Raw genomic sequence first — 13030 nt, 5'->3', positions numbered from 1 at the left:
CTAGAGCCAGAGCCAGAGACAGAGCAAGAGCAAGAGCCAGAGCAAGAGATCGCCGAGGAGCAGATCAAGGTCATCGGCACGTTGCGCATCAGCATCCCGCTCTACAACGTCTACCTGAACGAGGCTGACGAGTGGTCGCGCTGCTTGTTGACCGAGCTGAGCGAGTGGTCGATGGAGCTGTCGCACCCGGTGCCGGATTCGACGATTGGGCTGGCGCATTCGCTGGCGGGCAGTTCCGCCACGGTGGGGTTCATGGACCTGTCGGAACTGTCCCGCGCGCTGGAGCACGCGATGGAGCACACCCGCCTGGGCGTGCGTGGCCTGCCCGAGCACGCGCAGTTGTTCATGGATGCGGCCGAAGACATCCGCCGTTTGCTGCACCAGTTTGCGGCGGGCTTCCTCAAGCGCCCGAATCCGGACTTGCTGGTCGCCCTGAAAGATATGCTGGCGTCTGATCTGGCCGCGCAGGTGGAGGTTGAAGCAACCTGGCCCGATGACGACGAGCCAGACATGGATCTCGACCTCGACTTTTGCGATCTGCTGGCACCGCCTGAACCGGACCTGCAGGCGCCTGATCTGCTTGAACCTGTGCCAGTGCTTGCAACTGAGCCAGAACCAAAGCCAGAGCCAGAGGCCGTCAAGACTGACGATGCGGCCCAGGCGGTGCAAGCGCCTGCACCAGTCCCCAGCCCCGAGCCCGCCCCGGTGTCGCCCCCTGCGCCAGAAACCATCGAAGCGCACGACGCGCTGGATGTTGACCTGTTCCCGATTTTTGAGGAAGAAGCGCTGGAGCTGCTGCCGCAACTCAGCGGCGCCCTGCGGCAATGGAGTGTGCGCCCGGACAACCTGAGCGCGCGCCAGGAAGCGCTGCGCATTTTGCACACCCTCAAGGGCAGTGCCCGCTTGGCCGGTGCCATGCGTCTGGGCGAAATGGCGCATCACATGGAGTCGGCGGTTGAGCAGATCAATGCCGACACCGCGACCGCCAGCCAGGTGACACCGCTGCTGGCCCGGCTGGACGCCATCACCGCCTGTTTCGACCAGCTGCGCGCCACGCCGATGGCCGAGCTGGTGTTGCCGGAAGTGGCCGACACCCAACCGGCCGATTTGGCGCCCATGGAGGCGCAACCTGTCGACTCAGCCGCTGCTTCGCAGGCAGGGTCAGAAGTCGTGACGCCGACCCTGCCCGCGTCCAAATTGACACCCGCACCCTTGCGCCGGGCTTCCCAGCAGACCCTGCGGGTCAAGTCCCAGTTGATTGACCGCATGGTGGACCAGGCCGGTGAAGTCATGATTTCGCGCACGCGCCTTGAATCCAGGCTGGGTCAGCTGCGCGGCTCACTCGACGAGTTGACCAACAACCTGTCGCGCCTGCGCACGCAACTGCGCGACATCGAGGTGCAGTCCGAGTCGCAAATGCAGTCGCGCATGGCGCAAACCAAGGTGGCCGAGCAGGGGTTTGACCCGCTCGAGTTTGACCGCTTCACCCGCGTGCAGGAACTCACCCGCATGATGGCCGAGTCGGTGCACGATGTGGCGACCGTGCAGCGCAACCTGCAGCAAACCGTGGAAGGTGTTGAAGACGATCTGGCCGCCCAGGCGCGCCAGACGCGTGACTTGCAGCGCGATTTGCTGCGCACCCGCATGGTCGAGTTCGACAGCATTGCCGAGCGCCTGTACGGTGTGGTGCGCCAGGCTGGCAAAGACTTTGACAAGCCGGTCCAGCTCGACATCGAGGGCGGTGCGCTGGAAATGGACCGCGGTGTGCTGGACCGGGCCGTGCCCGCGTTTGAGCACATCTTGCGCAACGCAGTGGGCCACGGTATCGAGCCCGCCGCCGTGCGCCAGGCTGCCGGCAAGCCCGACACCGGTGTCATCACCGTGAAGGTGGAGCAGCAAAGCAACGATGTGGCCGTCACGTTCACCGATGACGGTGCGGGCCTGGACCTGGCGGGCATCCGCGCCAAGGCCTTGGCCAACGGGGTGATCGGGGTCGATCAAGACCTGTCTGACGAGCAATTGGCCAACCTGATCTTCACCTCCGGCCTGTCCACCGCGTCTGAAGTGAGTGAAATGGCCGGGCGTGGCATTGGCATGGATGTGGTGCGCAACGAGGTGAGCGCCCTGGGCGGCCGGGTGGAACTGAGTACCCAAGCCGGCACGGGCACCCAGTTCAAGCTGGTGTTGCCGCTCACCACGGCGGTGAACCAGGTGGTGTTGCTGCGTCTGGGCGACGTGGTGATGGGCGTACCCGCCAACCAGGTGGAGATGGTGCGCCGGGTCCCGGTGGCGCTGTTGCAAAACGCCTACACCTCGGGCCGCTTTGATTACAACGGGCAGGCGCTGGCGTTTTACTGGGCCGGTGCCTTGTTGCAGATTTCGCCAGTCAGCAGCGAGCCCCATGTCAAGACGGCTGCGGTGGCGGTATTCCGCAGTGCCGGGCAGTTGGTGGCGCTGCACGTGGACGAGGTGCTGGGCAACCAGGAAGTGGTGGTGAAAAACCTCGGGCCGCAGCTGGCCCGGCTGCCGGGACTGGCGGGTATGTCGGCGCTGGCGTCGGGTGCGGTGGTGTTGATTTACAACCCGGTGGCGCTGGCGGCGGCCTACGGTGCGCAGGCGCTGGCTTACACCGCCGCACACGCGGGTGTCACCGTGCCGGGTCAGGGCGGCGAAGGTCAGACCGATCTGGCACAGGTGTTGGCCAGCGCGGCCAGCCAGGTGCCGCTGGTGCTGGTGGTGGACGACTCCATCACGGTACGGCGCGTCACCCAGCGGCTCTTGAAGCGCGAGGGTTACCGCGTGGCGCTGGCGGCCGACGGCCTGCAGGCGCTGGAGCAACTGCAAATTGAGAAACCTGCGGTGGTGCTGGCTGACATCGAGATGCCGCGCATGGACGGCTTCGATCTGGTGCGCAATATCCGCGCGGATGACCAGCTCAAAGACCTGCCGGTGATCATGATCACCTCACGCATCGCCGAAAAACACCGCGAGTACGCACGCGCGCTGGGCGTGGATCATTACCTAGGCAAACCTTATCCGGAGGACGAACTGATCGCGCTGGTGCGGGGGTATTGCCAGGTGCAAGCTTCGGCGGCGTGACAGTCGAAGGCGGGGTCATTCAGTGACAGTTTGGCGCTACGCTTGGGCCATGTGGGGTTGGGCGGGTGGCCTCAGACGCGCTTTGCTTGGCGACATCGGCCCCAGCCTAACCCCACATGGCCGATGAGCAGTCGTTGCTGTCAGTCGCCAACGACCGCTGTCCGGCAGTCTAATTTCTCTGCCAGTTTGCCGCATCAGCAATTCCTTTCAGCAGGGGTCATCTGAAATGCCAACTGATCACGGCTGGTATTTCAGCCATTCATGATGCAACGAATCAAAGAGAAAACTGGTCCGACACCAGCCAGCGATTCCACAAACCGTAGCGTTCTTTGATCGGCCCGCGGCGGATGCTCAGCAGCATCAAGGCAAGCCCCAGGCCAATGCTGACGGAAACCGCCAATTTGTCCGCTTCGACCATGAGTGGCGAGAGCACCAGACCGATGCCGAGCACCCCATTCAGCAACCGTGCCGGTCGGGCCATTTCGGCCGCTGCGATGGCGCACACCGTCAGCACCAGGCAACCGATGACGTGGTGGGCGTCGGCCATGGCACCTTCGGCACCCAGGGTGACACGGGTGAACAGCAGCGACAGGCCGATCAAACCCGCCAGGCCCAGGTTCCAGGGCAAACTGACCCCGCCGCCCAGCATGCTCGTCAAGACCACCCCCAGCGGTTGGTTGAACTCATCGCCAGCGTCATCAACTGGCACCGCGCCAGGGGGCGGCAGGTCGTCGGTGTCGCCCAGAAACAGCACCCGCAGCCACGGCTTGCCGGCCAGGATACGGCGGCGCAGGAACTGGCAGGTCGCCAGCAGTTCGTCCAGCGAGTAGGGAATCTGGATCAACACCGCTGCACCGCCCACCAGCGCCAACGTGCTCCAGGTGCCCAGCACCACCGGCTGGATGACGATGAACAGGATGGTCGTCAGCCCAAGGGGTACGATCATCAGGCCGAACAGCAGCACCAGCCAGGGTGCCGTGCGCCAGCGCCGACGCGACCCCACCAAGCCGGTGAGAATTTCCAGCAGGTAGGTGTAGCCGCCCAGCGCGGCGTCGGACACCGGCAACGCTGTGGACACCCAGGAGGTGACGATTTCTTCGGTGCCATTGCGCGGGTCGGTGGGTGAGCCGGTGAAGAACGGGTCCCACAACGCCGGGAGGTGCCCCAATTGGTAGCCAGCCAAATAACGCGAGACATACAGGCCCAGCAACGCCAGCACGATGATCGGCACACGCTGGCTCCATTCGGACGGGTTGTAGCTCCAGCCCGGCGGGACACTGGGACCGGTCAGCGCGGCGATGGCCGACGAGCCCGGCTCTGGCTTGCTGCACACCGCCAGGCCGAAGATCAGGGCGCCGACCAAAGTGTCCGAGAGGTAAGCCGCCGCGTTGGCGGTGGACCACAAAAATGGCAGCGCCATGACAACCGCACCGATGCCGGCGCACAGCCAGCGCGCCCACACCGCGCGCCAAGACAGCGCCAGACCCGCTGCGACCAGCAACAGCAGGCCCAGGGCCATTTCGCTGCGGCGCAGTCCGGCCTCCTGAATGCCAACCAGCAGGGGCTGTGTCAGCAGCCAGCTGCCCAGGCCGAGATTGACAAAGTGGGCCCAGCGCCAGGCACCGTGCTCAGCCTGGCGTTGCGCCTCGTGGCGTGTGCGCAGCACGTCCGGGTTTTCAACCACGGGAGCGAGGGGTGGCACTGGCGCGGCCGACGCTTCGGAAGGTTTGGACGCTTCGCCTTCGACCGCGCTGGTGACCCAGCCTGGCGCCACAACGCCGTTGGCGCTGTACCAGGCGACTGGGTCGGCCTTCAGGTTGCTCACCATCTGTGGCAACTCATCGGCCAGGTGATGCCTGGGTTCCCAATCCAGCAACAAGCGTGCGCGGCGGATGTCGAGCGCGAAGTGGTCATCGGCCATGGCCACCATGAACGGGCGGATGAAGGGCGGTTTGCCACCGTCGATGGCATCCGGCACCAGCGGTTCCAGCTGGCCCTGTACCCAGGCGCCCGCCGCTGCCAGCGGTTTTGGCACTTGTAGCGTCGGCCAGGCATCTGCGCCGTGCATCAGTTGGCCCAGGCGGTCCTGCAGCACGCCGTAACCGACCGCCTGGGCCTCGCCAATCAAGATTTCGGTGCCGGCGGGCAGCCGCGCGCGCCGGTCCACCGCGCGTTTGAGCGCGTCCAGCATGTCGTCCCGGTGCAGCGCTGACTGGCCGACCAGCGTACTGCCGGAATACAGGTGGCTCTGCAGGTCGCGCTCGTAAATGCGGGCTATCTGCTGCGCCAGGGTCGGCACCATCGTGTGGTCGTCGTAGACACCGGCCAGGCGCAGGATGACACTGGGGATGTGCCCGCATTCCGCGCGCACCACGGCCTCGGCGGCGGCCTTGGATGCCGGGTAAGCCCAGCCCGGGGCAATCGGCTGTGTCTCGTCGATGAGTTCGCCAGGTCGACACGGCGCGTGCACGAGCATGGTGCTGGGGTAGAGAAACTGGGCCACCTCAAAGTCTTGCAAGGCACGCAACAAACGCCGCGTCCCTTCCACATTGACCGACTGGTACAGCGGGTTGTCTTCGCCCGTGAAATCGAAATAGGCGGCCAAGTGCACAACGCTGGCAATGTGCGGCCCATAGGTCTCACGAAACACCTGCAACGCCGATACCACCGAGTCATCAGCGCTGAGGTCCACCGCGATGACCGGAAAGTCGCCATCATCGCTGGCCTGGCGGTCCAGGCCGACGATCTGGTACGAGCCCATCAAGGCCGTGGCCACCGAGCGGCCCAGGTTGCCGCTGGCACCGGTGATCAGAACGATGGGCTTGCCGCGCAGGTCTTGCGCTGTCATTGGTCGCCGATGCCCATCACGTGGTTGCGCAGCAGCGCCTCTTCGTGGTTGCCGGCCGCCAGCAAGGCCCTTAACCCGTCGCGCGCGTTCAGCACACCTAAAAGCTGCTGATCGGCGCCGATCAGCAGCACGTGAGCCAGACCGCGCGTGTGCATCATCGCCAGCAGGTCGGACAGTGGCTCCTGGGGTGTGCAGGTGCTGAAGTCCTGCGTCATCACGTCGCCGGCTCGGGTGGAAAAGAAGTCAGCCTGGCCCAGCCCCAGGTGCCTGACCAGCACGGTTTCGGTGATGGTGCCTAGCGCGACACCTACCGCATCACACACCACCACGACGCTGATTTGCGCACCCGACAACCGTGCAGCCACGTCAACCAGCCGCGTATTCGCAGCCACGGTGAGCAGCCGCGTACGGGCCACGGCTTCCACGCTGCTGACCAGCAACGGCGCCACCGCACCGGCCTCTGCGGCCACCACCGGCGAACTCTCGTCGCCAATCGCGCCGGGCGGGAGACCCGTCGGCGCAGTCATCGCGCAAGGGCAGCTTCAAGCTGCGCTTTGTTCATGGCCGAACGACCCTTCAGGCCGCGCTGACGGGCCTCGTTGCGAAGCTGCAGTACGGTGCGACCACCCGGGCCTTGGTGGGAACGCAAGCCACCACGGCGACCTGCAGACATGTCGTTGATCGACGAAGCGCTGGCGGTCACCGATTCACCGTGCTGCGCCCGCTCCTTGTTGACGACCCGTGCCGCTATCTCTTCGGCCAGCGGCTCCGGCTTGCCACCTTCCAGCAGGCTGTCCTTGATGTGGGCGTACTGACGTTCGCGTTTGGCGCTCCAATCTTTTTGTGGCATGACAGATCCTTGGATGGTGTTGACGTTGGGCAGTGACGTGGTGAGCGCTGCGGCTGGGGTCATGGGGCTCCCTGGTCCAGCGTGGCCTGCAAACTGATCTCGGCCACGCTGGCCAGCGCCTTGGACAATGGGCAATCACGTTTGGCCGACGCAGCGATTTCCTGGAACCGAGCCTCGTCCAGGCCGGGCACGCTGGCGTTCAGCGTCAGGCTGATGCGGTCGATCACGAAGGCTTCGCCCTGAGGCGCCAAACGCACGCGGGCCTGTGTGTCAAGCTTGCGGGTGGCAAATCCTGCCTTGTCGCAGGCAAATGAGAACGCCATCGAGAAACAAGCGGCATGCGCGGCGGCCAGCAACTCTTCAGGGTTGGTGCCCTTGCGGTCGTCTTCGAAGCGGCTGGCAAAACCGTAGGGATAACGCTCCAGCGCACCGGTCTCGGTGCTGATCTGACCCTGCCCCGTCTTGCCCGGACCTTCCCAATGCACATTGGCGATTTTTTCAGTCATGGTGGAATCTTTCAGAAATGGTTGAAGAAGCGGTTCATCGTCGGGGTAAAGATCGACCGGGTCTGTTGCTCAACGTACCAACCCGCGCGGTGACTGACAGGAGGGACTTCTGTTGACGATGTGGCCGTGTCACACCGTACGCTGTCAAACAGACGGGCCCACAGTCGCAGAACTAAGGTCACCCTACCGTTTCCGGTCCGGGCATCGTGCTCGTGCCATCGTCCATTCCTTGCGGAGAAGCACATGAACCCGTTGACCCCGCCACCATCCACCACCGTACGTACTGACGAAAAGCTTGCCAAGCACGCCGTTGCCTGCGCACTGGGCGGTGCTGCCGCTGGTGCTGCGGCGAACCCGGAGGATTTGGGCCGCGCCGACGCAGTGCCCACGAACAGCCTTGCCATGGCAGCGGTCCCTATCTTGCAACAACATGGACTTGACTTTGCTGCGGCTTGAAAACGGTTCGGCAGTGCGGGTTCTACTTTGGAGCGCTGCGGCCATCGTTCTGCTGATGGGCGCCAGAGCCGCCTGGCTGTTGCGCGAATCGGTTGAGTTGACAAGGCGAAGCGAACCGCTGCAACACGCACCCGAGCAACCGTCCAAGAGGCTGCTCATCGTGGGCGACAGCACCGCCGTGGGCACCGGTGCCAGCGGGGCACAAGCCAGCGTGGCGGGCTTGCTCGGTCAGAGCTTCCCCAACTTGCTGATCAACAACCGGTCGCAGGACGGTGCGACGTTCGCGGACCTGCTGTCACAACTCAGCGGTCACGACCACTTTGACATGGTGCTGGTGATGGCCGGGGGCAATGACGTCATTCGCCTGCGTGGCATGGAGGCATTACACAGGGATGTCGAACGCGTGACGCAGCGGGCGCGCCAACTGGCTGAGCTGGTGGTGCTGATGCCCGCCGGCAATGTGGGCAATGCGCCGTTTTTTTTGGCACCGGTGTCCTGGCTGATGACCTGGCGCTCGCGCAAATTGCACGCCTTGGTACGGGAAGCTGCAGCCACCCACTCAGCGCTGTATGTCAATCTCTTTCACGAAAGCGCAGACGACCCGTTCGTTTTGCAACCCCAATTGAACGCCACCGACGGGCTTCACCCCAGTGATGCCGGATACCAGCTGTGGTTTTCAGAACTGATGGTGCAGGCCGATGTGCGGGCGCGTCTTTCGGCGCCCTCGCATTCACGCTGAATAGGACGGCAACAGCGTTATTGCCAATCAGACGTCACCTCGTGCGGCTCGTCTTTCACTTGGGGCGCGGGGACCGGAGGGGGCGGTCGGCGGGGTCCAACGGCGCCGCGCGCAGCTTCTTGGCTGTACCCACCACAGCGCGGGCCACGTTGCGCACCTCTTCCTGAACGGCTTTGTCTCGGTCCAGCGCGTTGTGGCTGTCAAAGTAGGGTTCGTAGTAACCGACATAACGGTCCAGTGTGGCGGCGGCACCCGCATCAATCAAACCCATCCACGCCAGCCAGTCCACCAGGTTGCGTCGGTGCGACTCGACACCCGCCACGTCGCCATGGACGACCACACCAAAGGCGCGCCCGGCCAGGTGTTTTGGGTAGTCCCAACCTTGCTGCTCGATCAACTTCGCCTCAGCCACGCGTTTGCCATGGGTGGTGGTCGGGTCGGGGTTGCCACCGTCCGCACAAACCATGCGATCCATCATCAGTTTCAATGGGCTGGGTGACTGGTACCAATAGGTGGGTGTGAGGACGATCACCGCGTGCGCGGCGACCCAACGCTCATAAATCTCGGCCATCCAGTCGTCGGCCTGGTTGAGTGCGTGGTTGGGGTAACACGTGCAGGGCCAATGGCACAAGGGCATGGCGCTCGATACACAGCCTTTGCACGGCTGGATGGTCCGACCATATTCTGAGGTCACCAGGCTGAGGTCCAGCACGTCCGCCTCGGCCCCCAGACTCTGCACGACCTGTTGGGCCATCTCGGTCAGGCGCCAGGTCTTTGAGATTTCACCCGGACAGGTCCCATCATTGCGGGCGCTGCCACAGATGAGCAAGACACGGGTTGGGGTGGACGGGTCTTGCCAGTGTTTTTGGGCCGCCTTGAGCCGTTTTCGGGTGTCCAGCCACTGCACCGAAATCTGGTAGGTCGGGTCGGCAAAACCACGGCCAGCCGCCTGGGTGAGCGGCGCTTTGCGCCCGTCTTGAATCGCCTTCCAGGCGATGGCTTCGAGTCGGTCAATAGCTGCGCGCTCTACCTCAAATGCAGGGTCATAAAAACGCACATTGAATAGCGCATGGAACTCGGCGCGGGTGATGGGTTTGGGCGCTTGCCCCTTTCGGATGCGAATAGGCGTTTGATCAGGCATCTTGTTGTCGCTCCAACTCTTCGGACTGCGCCGGATCTTCATGGCCTTCGACAAAATCCGGCTCCTCACACTCGGGCAAAACGGCTGGCGGTGGCGCCGGGGGTGTCGTTCCAACTTGAGGTGTCACGGGTAGTTTGTCTGGTTGCATAGTTCGAATTAACGCTGTCCAGGACTGACTGCGTCTGTTAGGTGGCGCACGTACTGGACGTCATCAAAGAGGCCATAGTTGTTCGGTTATGGCATCGTGGTCAACGGCGCACAGGTTACATTCCCATCGCCGAAGTTGAACAGTGCCGACATGGCATGCGGTGTGTAAACCAATGCGCCGTCCACACGCGCCATCAGCCACGCGCCCACAATCTCGCCGGCACGGATGGCCGATCCACGGGACATGGCGGTGGCAACCTGCAGGGCAATTCGCGGCAAGACGGGGTGTGCAACCCGCGAGAACTGCTGCGCCAGGCTGTCGGTCGGCACCATGTCCCAACCCACGCCAGGCAGCAGCATCACACAGGAGCGGGCGGACTCCAAACTGAGGCGTTCGCCCAGCCGATAGACGTTGATCTCCGCGGTGATGTCGAGGTAGTGCGCGCCAGCCTCGATACAGGCGCGCATCAGCGGCTCCGAGGTGTTGGCAAACGGCCCGGCGCAGTCCAGCAGGACGCAGACGCCAGCCAGGGACTCGGCAAGGAGGAGAACACAGTCATCCCGAACGTGAGACAGGTGCCGCGGCACCCTGAGCGATGACCGGTATCGAGAATTCGGCGTGTCGAATGACGGCTTTCAAGCGCCACTCCCCAATACCGGCTCCTGGTCGTCAAGAGTCATTCACGATCAAAAAATCTGTGACTGCTCCCGCTGCTGACTCGTCACTTGCGATCGGTTGACTTTGAGTCCCGTGTTGGAGTTCCAACAGCGTCGGCATGCAGGAGATGGGTAGGGGGAGCGGCCAATTTCTGGGCCTTTGACAGTACGAGGACGCCGCCCCAATCCATCACCTGCCACCCGTAAGCGAACCATACAGACGGGTAACAGGGGTCAATGAGTCACTTGGTTGCATCCTCTGCACCAATCCCTGCATTGCCGCTCAAACTTTGAAAGTTGCCGAACCCGGGCGCTTGCCGCAGCGGGTGGGGTATTGGGGACCACCGATGTCGCAAAGCGAAGCGCGTCTGAGGTGGGCCCCAATACCCTACCCGCTGCCACACAAGGATTGAGCGCTGATCAAGCCGCGTCCGCTGGTTGATCAGGCTTCTGACCTATTGGGCCGCGGCCTTTTTCACCACCGCGTAACGCGCCAGGGTTTTGGCGCGGGCCTCATCGTGCTGCACCACCGGAAGTGGGTAATTGCCACCCAGCGTGACACCTGCTGCCTGCAGCTCCAGCGGTTTGGCGAGCCACGGCGCGTGGATGCTTTTATTGGATAGCTTGGCCAACTGCGGCAGGTAACGCCGGATGAACTTGCCTTGCGGGTCAAACTTTTCGCTCTGGCTGATGGGGTTGAAGATGCGAAAGTAAGGCTGCGCATCACAGCCGCTGGAGGCCACCCACTGCCAGCCGCCGTTGTTGGCACTCAAGTCAAAGTCGTTCAGGTGCGTGGCAAAGTAGGACTCGCCCCAGCGCCAGTCAAGCCCCAGGTCTTTCACCAGAAAACTGCCCACCACCATGCGCAGGCGGTTGTGCATGTAGCCGGTCTCGTTGATCTGCGCCATGGCGGCGTCCACCAGCGGGTAACCCGTGCGTCCCTCGCACCAGGCGGCAAACAGCGCCTCGGCGTGTGGGCCACTTTCCCATTGGATGGCGTCGTATTCGGGCTTGAAGGCGTGTGTGGCCACATGCGGGAAGTTCGCCAGGATAGAGACATAAAAGTCGCGCCAGACCAGCTCGCTCAGCCAGACTGCGGCGCCGCGGCTGCCCGCCAGTTGCCGCTGCCAGGCGGTGGCTACCAGCTGGCGCACCGACACCGTGCCAAAACGCAGGTGCACACCCAGGTAACTCGGCCCCTTGAGAGCGGGGAAGTCGCGCGTGCTGTCGTAGCGGTCCATGCGCTCAAAAAAGTCTTCAAACAACTGGGCGCCGCCCGACATGCCGGTGGGGATTTTCAGGGTGGCCAGGTTGCTGGGTGCAAACCCGATGTCGGCCAGGCTGGGCACCGGCGCCCGGCATTCGGGCGGACGCGGCGCCAGCCGGTGCGCGAGGTTCTTGATCGGGTGGTCGGCCAGATGTTCGGGCGCCAGGCGCGACAGCCAGTTGTTTTTGTACGGCGTGAACACGCCATACACCGTGCCGCCTTGTGTCAGGATTTCGCGGCGCTCAAAAATCACATGGTCTTTGCAGGTCACCAGTGTGATGCCGTCAACCTGCAAAGCGTCGGCCACTGCGGTATCACGCGCCAGGGCGTCCGGCTCATCGTCGCGCCCTGCAAACACGACCTGCACTTGCAGTTGCCGTGCCAGACGTGGCAACGCGTCGCTGGCCACCGCATGGCGCACGATCAGGCCGCCGGTCGCATGGCCGCTCAAAAGTCGCAGCGCCTCATCCAGTTCGGATAAGGATTCGCGGAGGAATTCCACCCGCCGGTCCACACGCGGCAAGGCGTCCAGAATCGTCGTGTCGAACACAAAAACGCAGTGCACCAAGCGGCAGCGGCTCAGCGCCTGGTGTAGCGTGGCGTTATCGTTGGTACGCAAATCGCGGCGGAACCACATCAATCCGGTGTCAAATTCGTAGCTCATGGGTTGCGGGATGTTCGTCGCTAAAATGGTTTGATGAGCTCAGATTCTGCCTCCACCAACCTGACGAATCATTTTTTGATCGCCATGCCCGGGCTGCAGGATCCGCTTTTCTCGCGCAGCGTCGTTTATTTGTGTGAACACAACGAGCGCGGCGCGCTTGGGCTGGTCATCAACAAACCCTGCGACATTTCGCTCAAAGGCCTGTTTGACAAGGTCGAACTGCCCTTGATGCGCCCCGACCTCAGCGACGACCCGGTGTTTTACGGTGGCCCGGTGCAGACCGAACGCGGTTTTGTGCTGCACGAAGCCATCTTCAAAGACGCTGACAAACCCACCGACCCGGTGTACTCATCGACCATGATCATCCCCGGCGGCCTGGAGATGACCACCTCGCGGGATGTGCTGGAGGCCATCTCCACCGGCTCAGGGCCGCGCAAGGTGATGATTTCATTGGGATATTCAGCCTGGGGTGAGGGGCAGCTGGAGTCAGAACTGATCGACAACGCCTGGCTCACGGTCGAGGCCGATGCCCGGCTGATTTTTGATACCCCGGTGGACCAGCGCTACACCCAGGCTTTGCAACTGCTGGGCCTGGAGGCCTGGATGTTGTCGGGCGAAGCGGGTCATGCCTGACGTGAAGCCAGTGGGCGCCAGCC

12 protein-coding genes are annotated in these 13030 nt (G+C 63.4%); 4 read left to right on the top strand and 8 right to left on the bottom strand.

Annotated features, from left to right (window positions below; translation table 11 throughout):
* A partial coding sequence (locus LHU53_RS08770; RefSeq protein ID WP_227332260.1) for a response regulator occupies positions 1-3099 on the top strand: 3099 nt, incomplete at its 5' end.
* Positions 3100-3373: 274 nt separating this feature from the next.
* On the opposite strand, the gene LHU53_RS08765 is transcribed toward LHU53_RS08770, so the two are convergent.
* Genes LHU53_RS08765 through LHU53_RS08750 form a run of 4 tightly spaced genes read right to left on the bottom strand, consistent with a single transcriptional unit; the run spans position 3374 to position 7303 of the window.
* Positions 3374-5947 (bottom strand): NAD-dependent epimerase/dehydratase family protein, encoded by a 2574-nt coding sequence (locus tag LHU53_RS08765; RefSeq protein WP_227332259.1) that lies wholly within the window; start codon positions 5945-5947, stop codon positions 3374-3376.
* On the bottom strand, positions 5944-6474 hold the full coding sequence (locus LHU53_RS08760; protein WP_227332258.1) for a cyclic nucleotide-binding/CBS domain-containing protein: 531 nt from the start codon (positions 6472-6474) through the stop codon (positions 5944-5946). The genes LHU53_RS08765 and LHU53_RS08760 overlap by 4 nt, the downstream gene beginning before the upstream one ends.
* Positions 6471-6797, bottom strand: coding sequence for a plasmid stabilization protein (locus LHU53_RS08755; RefSeq protein ID WP_227332267.1), 327 nt, complete (start codon positions 6795-6797; stop codon positions 6471-6473). Before LHU53_RS08755 ends, LHU53_RS08760 begins: the two co-directional genes overlap by 4 nt.
* 59 nt (positions 6798-6856) lie before the next feature.
* Positions 6857-7303, bottom strand: coding sequence for an OsmC family protein (locus tag LHU53_RS08750; RefSeq protein ID WP_227332257.1), 447 nt, complete (start codon positions 7301-7303; stop codon positions 6857-6859).
* 243 nt (positions 7304-7546) lie between these two features.
* On the opposite strand from LHU53_RS08750, the gene LHU53_RS08745 reads away from it, so the two are divergent.
* A complete protein-coding gene (locus LHU53_RS08745; RefSeq protein ID WP_227332256.1) occupies positions 7547-7759 on the top strand; it encodes a hypothetical protein in 213 nt (70 codons plus the stop codon).
* Positions 7734-8498, top strand: coding sequence for an SGNH/GDSL hydrolase family protein (locus LHU53_RS08740; RefSeq protein WP_227332255.1), 765 nt, complete (start codon positions 7734-7736; stop codon positions 8496-8498). The genes LHU53_RS08745 and LHU53_RS08740 overlap by 26 nt, the downstream gene beginning before the upstream one ends.
* Positions 8499-8553: 55 nt before the next feature.
* On the opposite strand, the gene LHU53_RS08735 is transcribed toward LHU53_RS08740, so the two are convergent.
* The 4 genes from LHU53_RS08735 to LHU53_RS08725 form a co-directional block, all read right to left on the bottom strand.
* Entirely contained in the window at positions 8554-9639 is a 1086-nt protein-coding gene (locus tag LHU53_RS08735) for a flavodoxin family protein (RefSeq protein ID WP_227332254.1), read from the bottom strand.
* Positions 9632-9766, bottom strand: coding sequence for a hypothetical protein (locus LHU53_RS19685; RefSeq protein WP_255631963.1), 135 nt, complete (start codon positions 9764-9766; stop codon positions 9632-9634). The genes LHU53_RS08735 and LHU53_RS19685 overlap by 8 nt, the downstream gene beginning before the upstream one ends.
* A gap of 107 nt (positions 9767-9873) precedes the next feature.
* Positions 9874-10374: a saccharopine dehydrogenase NADP-binding domain-containing protein gene (locus LHU53_RS08730; protein ID WP_227332253.1), complete on the bottom strand. Its 501-nt coding sequence runs from the start codon at positions 10372-10374 to the stop codon at positions 9874-9876.
* Positions 10375-10898: 524 nt separating this feature from the next.
* Positions 10899-12374, bottom strand: a complete 1476-nt coding sequence (locus LHU53_RS08725) for a deoxyribodipyrimidine photo-lyase (RefSeq protein ID WP_227332252.1) — start codon at positions 12372-12374, stop codon at positions 10899-10901.
* A gap of 33 nt (positions 12375-12407) precedes the next feature.
* Between LHU53_RS08725 and LHU53_RS08720 the strand changes: the two genes are divergently transcribed.
* A complete protein-coding gene (locus tag LHU53_RS08720) occupies positions 12408-13007 on the top strand; it encodes a YqgE/AlgH family protein (RefSeq protein WP_227332251.1) in 600 nt (199 codons plus the stop codon).
* Positions 13008-13030 lie beyond the last annotated feature (23 nt).

This window comes from Rhodoferax sp. U2-2l (assembly GCF_020594515.1).
GTDB lineage: Bacteria > Pseudomonadota > Gammaproteobacteria > Burkholderiales > Burkholderiaceae_C > Rhodoferax.
The sequence above is the reverse complement of the archived record's forward strand: the minus strand, read 5'-3'. Positions and strand labels throughout refer to the sequence as shown.

Bases quoted from the DNA above. Each gene is read 5' to 3' on its own strand.
- LHU53_RS08740 (WP_227332255.1), top strand. From the start codon at position 7,734: ATGGACTTGACTTTGCTGCGGCTTGAAAACGGTTCGGCAGTGCGGGTT.
- LHU53_RS08755 (WP_227332267.1), bottom strand. From the start codon at position 6,797: ATGCCACAAAAAGATTGGAGCGCCAAACGCGAACGTCAGTACGCCCAC.
- LHU53_RS08725 (WP_227332252.1), bottom strand. From the start codon at position 12,374: ATGAGCTACGAATTTGACACCGGATTGATGTGGTTCCGCCGCGATTTG.
- LHU53_RS08720 (WP_227332251.1), top strand. From the start codon at position 12,408: ATGAGCTCAGATTCTGCCTCCACCAACCTGACGAATCATTTTTTGATC.
- LHU53_RS08745 (WP_227332256.1), top strand. From the start codon at position 7,547: ATGAACCCGTTGACCCCGCCACCATCCACCACCGTACGTACTGACGAA.
- LHU53_RS08735 (WP_227332254.1), bottom strand. From the start codon at position 9,639: ATGCCTGATCAAACGCCTATTCGCATCCGAAAGGGGCAAGCGCCCAAA.
- LHU53_RS08765 (WP_227332259.1), bottom strand. From the start codon at position 5,947: ATGACAGCGCAAGACCTGCGCGGCAAGCCCATCGTTCTGATCACCGGT.
- LHU53_RS08750 (WP_227332257.1), bottom strand. From the start codon at position 7,303: ATGACTGAAAAAATCGCCAATGTGCATTGGGAAGGTCCGGGCAAGACG.
- LHU53_RS08760 (WP_227332258.1), bottom strand. From the start codon at position 6,474: ATGACTGCGCCGACGGGTCTCCCGCCCGGCGCGATTGGCGACGAGAGT.